1 protein-coding gene is annotated in these 887 nt (G+C 60.7%); it reads right to left on the minus strand.

The window, feature by feature from the left end; genetic code table 11:
• Positions 1-887, minus strand: an 887-nt coding sequence (locus SMC5_RS00855) for a zinc-binding metallopeptidase family protein (RefSeq protein ID WP_207798932.1), incomplete at both ends; no start/stop codon positions are given.

The raw sequence follows: 887 nt of genomic DNA on the forward strand, positions 1-887 counted from the left end.
CTCAGGACGCCGGTGGCGATACCGGAACCGACAAGCTGCAACGCGTCCGCATCAGTGCCGGAATATGACATGCAGGGTTCTTCGCTGGTGGGGATCTCGACTGCCTTGGCTCTTCTGCGAATGAGTTCGAGGACGTGGTCATTGGCAACAGGGCCGACCGCGACGCCTGGACCGCCGCCGAGCGGGATGGTCTTGTGCTCAGGGACACCCTCGGTGTCGGCATGCGTGACGTCGACGGCGATACCGACATCTGGATGCGCGAAGTAGCCACTGGTCCAGGCGCCGTTCCCGGTGATCTCCTCCTGGACGGTGAAGGCCATGACGACATCATACGGCAACGTCATATCCTTGAGGAGCTCGAGGGCCTCCACCAGGGCCACGCCACAGAGGCGGTCGTCCTGGGTCTTTCCCGCGAAGCGCTCGTTCATGAGTTTGCTGATGCCGGCTGTGAAGGTGACGGTGGAACCGATGGGGACCATTGTGACGACCTGCTCACGTGGAAATCCGACATCGATCCAGAGATCTTCGGGGCCAACCGGCTTGTTCATTTCGTCGTGCGACATGACGTGGACCGGTTTGAGTCCGATAATACCGGGCAGAGGCTCTGTGCCATGGACGACGACCTGCAGTCCCGGCCAGACACGCTCGTCGATCGAGCGGCAATGGATGCCGAGAAAGCCCTTATCGTTGATCCTTGTTACCCAGGCGCCGACCTCATCAAGATGTGCGGCGAAGAGGATGGAGTGTTCACTCGAGCGGCCCTTGCGGATGGCGATGAGATTGCCAAGGGGTGTGTCGTGAATCTCGTCGGCGATGCCATCGAGTGCGCTGCGCAGGATGTCATGGAGACGGCGTTCGTCTCCTGAAACCGCATAGGCACTTGTCAA

The organism is Candidatus Cryosericum odellii, from assembly GCF_003570935.1.
Classification (GTDB): Bacteria; Caldisericota; Caldisericia; order Cryosericales; family Cryosericaceae; genus Cryosericum; species Cryosericum odellii.